Raw genomic sequence first — 3,986 nt, forward strand, 5'->3', positions numbered from 1 at the left:
CCCTGGAACTCCTGCGGGTCACGGGCGAACCGGGAAAGGGCGCCCACGACGTTGGCGGCCTGCGCCGGCAGGGGCGCGCGTTCGCGGGCCTGCTCGAGCATCCGGGTGACCTTGTTGACGTCGACGACGTCGAGCTCCAGTGCTCGGGCGCAGGCCGCGTCGACCGCCTCAGCCCCGTAGCTGCGGGCCAGGCCCAGGAGCCGGTAGACGGTCCGCATCGACGTCCACGGCAGCGGGACATCGAGCAGCCGGACGGCGTAGACACCCACGCTCGGCCCGAGGGCCGCGGCCTTGCTGGTCAGGGACGCGACGTCGCGCAGGGCGTAGTCCCGGCGCTCGACCGGGTAGTCGGCTGGGTCGGTCGAGCGGCCGCCGGGCTTGACCCGAGGGTGGGTCTTGATGAGCTGCCCACGGCTGAAGACCTTGACCAGGTGGGAGTCTGCCCGCACCTGGACGCGCTGCCCGATCAGCTCACCCGGCACGGAGTAGAGCCCGCGGGCGACCTCGACATGCAGATCCCGAGCAACCTTCGGGGTCGAGAACAGCGGCCGGTCATAGCCCTGCGTCGGCGCCGGCAGGAGCAACGGCTGCTCGTGGGCGGTGAAGTCCTCGGCCGGGCGTTGCGCGGTCGTGCCGTGCAGGCGCATCCCGGCCGTGGTGCGGCACCACAGCCCGACCCGCGTCTGGGCGTGCGCGAGGTCGGTGAACTCCTCACCGCGCCAGAAGTTCTCCCGGACGTACTGCACGGTCCGCTCAACCCGAGGCTTGTCCTTGGGCGAGCGGACCCTGGCCGGGTCGGTGCCGAACCCGCGGGCCGCGACGTAGTCCAGCCAGCCGACCGTGAACGTCGGGTTGATCGGGTCCGCGCTAGCGGGAGTTTCCTAGCTAGCTTGATCTTGGTTGTATTACCGCAGGTCAGGACTGTGTTGATCTTGTTTCGGTGTATGACCTAAGTCCGTGGAGCCCATCGGGTGAGGTCGAAGATCTCGGTGAGCTTGTCTTGGCTATCGGTGGTTTCGGTGAGCATCCGGCGGGCCTTGGGGCGGCCGCCGGTGGAGGGGTAGATCAGCACGGTCTCGGCGATGCCGGCCAGTTGGTCGAGCAGGTCGCGGACCGAGGCGTGCAGGCCGGCGCGCTTGGCCTCGCGGCGCATCAGGTGGGCGATCTGCAAGGCCAGGACGCAGGTGAAGGTGTGCACCCGGATGTTGTGCTCGGTCCAGTGGTGCATCGGGGAGAACGACACGACGCGGGGGTCTTTGAGCTGGCGGAAGCTGAACTCGGCGTCGGACTGGGAGCGGTAGCCGGCGACCACCTCAGCGACCGACCAGTCCTCACGGTTGGTGACCAGGATCCGTTTGCCGAACACCTCGATCTCCAGCGCGTCCTGAGCCTTGGTGTCGACGGTGACGGTGAGCCGATGTTCGGCTGGTGTGCTGCCGGTGAGCTCGTAGTTCAGGACCCGGCGGAGCCACGGGTCGGCGGTGATCGCGGCGATCTCGGCGGTGACTTTGGCTCTGGACCGGCGGGTCTTGCCGCGGGCCAGCACCTCGGACAGGTCGGTGAGCTTGCCGACGGCCTTGGCCAGGGTCTGGGCGAACCCGGCCCGCTGGGCGGCGTGCAGGGTCGGTGAGTGGGTCAGGATCACGCGCCGCTCGGTGCCGAACACGACCCGGCGGGTCTGCACCGCGCTCAGGCCGGCGAAGCGGTCGGCGTCGACCAGGGCCCGGTCGGTGTCGGGCCGGGCGAGCAGGTCGGGGCAGTCCGAGGGCGGGATGGAACCGATGAACGCCAGGCCGGCGTCGATCAGGTGGGTGAAGTTCGCGACCGAGTTCTGCCCGGCGTCGAACACCACCGTCACCTCCGCCGCGGTGGGCGCGCCGACCCGGGTCGCCAGCGCGGCGTGCCGGGCGCTGAGCAGGTCGATCATGGTGGCGAACTGGGTGACGTCGGGCCGGTTGCCGGGGTAGGCGTGGCTGACCAGCGGCACGCCGCCGTCACGGGTGACGACCAGGCCGAGCCCGACCAGGCGCAGGTCGCAGCGCTTCTGCTTGGCCTTGCCGCGCTGCGCGATCGGCGCCGCCTCGTTGCCGCTGTCGATGTAGGTCGCGAAGTTGGTCATGTCCAGCGCCAACGCCGAGATGTCCAGCTCGAAGGTCTCGATCATGCGCAGTGCCAGCTGCTGCTCGATGTCGGCGAGTTGGGCCACGGTGACGGCGTGCATCGCGTCCCAGAACCTGCGGTGGTCCAGTACGGCGGCCGGAATCCGGGTGAAGCGGTCGCCCGCGGTGGTCTTCCACCAGTCGGCGAACGCCAGCTTCGAGCGCGGTGCCACCACCCTGTTCAGCGCCGCCAGGGTCAGGTAGCTGCCCACCGAGGCGCCCGCGTCGACGCGCCTGGTCCCGACCACGGTGTCGATCAGCTCGATCACCCCGAGCCGGTCCAGCACGCCCCACACCGCCGCGACGTCACCGAATTTCAGATGTCGGGAGCGGGCCGGCAGCACCGCCCGCTCCTGAGCCTGCAGGAGAGCCTCGATGTCGGCCGCGGACCCCAGGTAGCGCTCCGAGATCATCTTGGGCTTGCCGTCCACCCGGGCCATCTCACGCAGGTACCAGTACGGCTTCCCGTTGATCACCTTCTTGTAGAGGCTGGCCACAGTTTAGGTCATACACTATCCGGCAGCTGATCATTGCTCGACACGCCGAGAAACCCCAGGTCAGCCCGGGTGCCGCACCCGGATCACCTGACCAAGATCCAACTAGCCAGGAAACTCCCGCTAGGCATGGGCAACGCCATCGAGATCGACCTGCTGAGCAAGCGCTACCGGCTCGGCGACACGGTCACGGCCGACACCGTCCGGGCCGCCACGGCGGCGGTGCGAGGCTGGCTTGCCCGGTCACCGCGGGCCGAGGACGAGCCGACGGACGTCTGGGCGCTGCGCGACGTGAGCGTAGACATCCCCGAGGGGACGAGCCTGGGGATCGTCGGACGCAACGGAGCCGGCAAGAGCACGCTGCTAAAGGTCCTCGCGCGCATCACCGAGCCGACCGGAGGGGTAAGCCGCACACGGGGCACCGTCGGCTCCCTTCTCGAAGTCGGGACCGGCTTCCACCCCGAGCTCTCGGGACGCGAGAACGTCTTCCTCAACGCGGCCATCCTGGGTATGCCCAAGTCCGTGGTCGCCCGGCGCCTGGACGACATCGTCGACTTCTCGGGCATCGGTCGGTTCCTCGACACGCCCGTCAAGCGCTACTCCTCCGGGATGTACCTGCGTCTGGCCTTCGCCGTCGCGGCGCACGTCGATGCCGACATCCTGCTCGTGGACGAGGTGCTCGCCGTCGGAGACGCGGAGTTCCAGCGGCGTTGCCTGGGCGCGATGGAGGAGATCGAGCGCTCCGGACGCACCGTCGTCTTCATCAGCCACAACCTCGACGCGGTGACGCGGCTGTGCTCCACCACGCTGTGGCTCGACGCCGGCCGGGTGCGGGCCGTCGGCCGGACCGCAGAGGTCGTCCACGACTACCTGGTGGAGGCGACGCCCGACGCGGGCAACCGGACCTTCGCCCCCGACCCGGACGCCGCCGTGGCGCTGACCTCGCTCGACCTGCGCAGCACCACCCGCGCGTCGGCCGGACGGATCCGGCGGGAGGACCCGTACGTCGTCGATGTCGGCCTAGTCGTGCGCGACCACGTACCCGGGCTGGACCTGGCCGTCAGCGTCGAGACGCTGACCGGCGGACGGCTGCTCGACGAGGCGCTGTCCGACACTCGCTCGTCCGTCGGGCGGCCGCTCGGTGCACCCGGGCACTACCGGGTGTCGCTGACCCTGCCGGCGTTGCTGATGCCCGGCGAGTACCTGGTCAACGTGTGGGTCGGCACGACGTACGAGACGCTCGTGTGGGAGCACGCGGCTGCGCGGCTGCGGCTCGAGGGCAGCCACCAGGCACGCCCGGACCGTCTGATCGCCACTCAGGGCCGCTGGGACG

At 70.0% G+C, this 3,986-nt stretch carries 3 protein-coding genes; 1 reads left to right on the forward strand and 2 read right to left on the reverse strand.

Annotated features, from left to right (window positions below; translation table 11 throughout):
* Both ACR2FV_RS02010 and ACR2FV_RS02015 read right to left on the reverse strand, forming a co-directional pair.
* Positions 1-746, reverse strand: a 746-nt coding sequence (locus tag ACR2FV_RS02010; protein WP_434014051.1) for a Mu transposase domain-containing protein, incomplete at its 3' end; no start/stop codon positions are given.
* A 203-nt stretch (positions 747-949) separates the two neighbouring features.
* Positions 950-2,599 (reverse strand): IS1634 family transposase, encoded by a 1,650-nt coding sequence (locus ACR2FV_RS02015; RefSeq protein ID WP_434014053.1) that lies wholly within the window; start codon positions 2,597-2,599, stop codon positions 950-952.
* A gap of 126 nt (positions 2,600-2,725) precedes the next feature.
* Between ACR2FV_RS02015 and ACR2FV_RS02020 the strand changes: the two genes are divergently transcribed.
* A partial coding sequence (locus ACR2FV_RS02020; RefSeq protein WP_434014052.1) for an ABC transporter ATP-binding protein occupies positions 2,726-3,986 on the forward strand: 1,261 nt, incomplete at its 3' end.

The organism is Ornithinimicrobium sp., assembly GCF_051004135.1.
Classification (GTDB): domain Bacteria; phylum Actinomycetota; class Actinomycetes; order Actinomycetales; family Dermatophilaceae; genus Ornithinicoccus.

What these genes read in the sequence shown, in the direction of transcription:
- ACR2FV_RS02015 (WP_434014053.1), bottom strand. Translation starts at nt 2,599, where the DNA reads ATGGCCCGGGTGGACGGCAAGCCCAAGATGATCTCGGAGCGCTACCTG.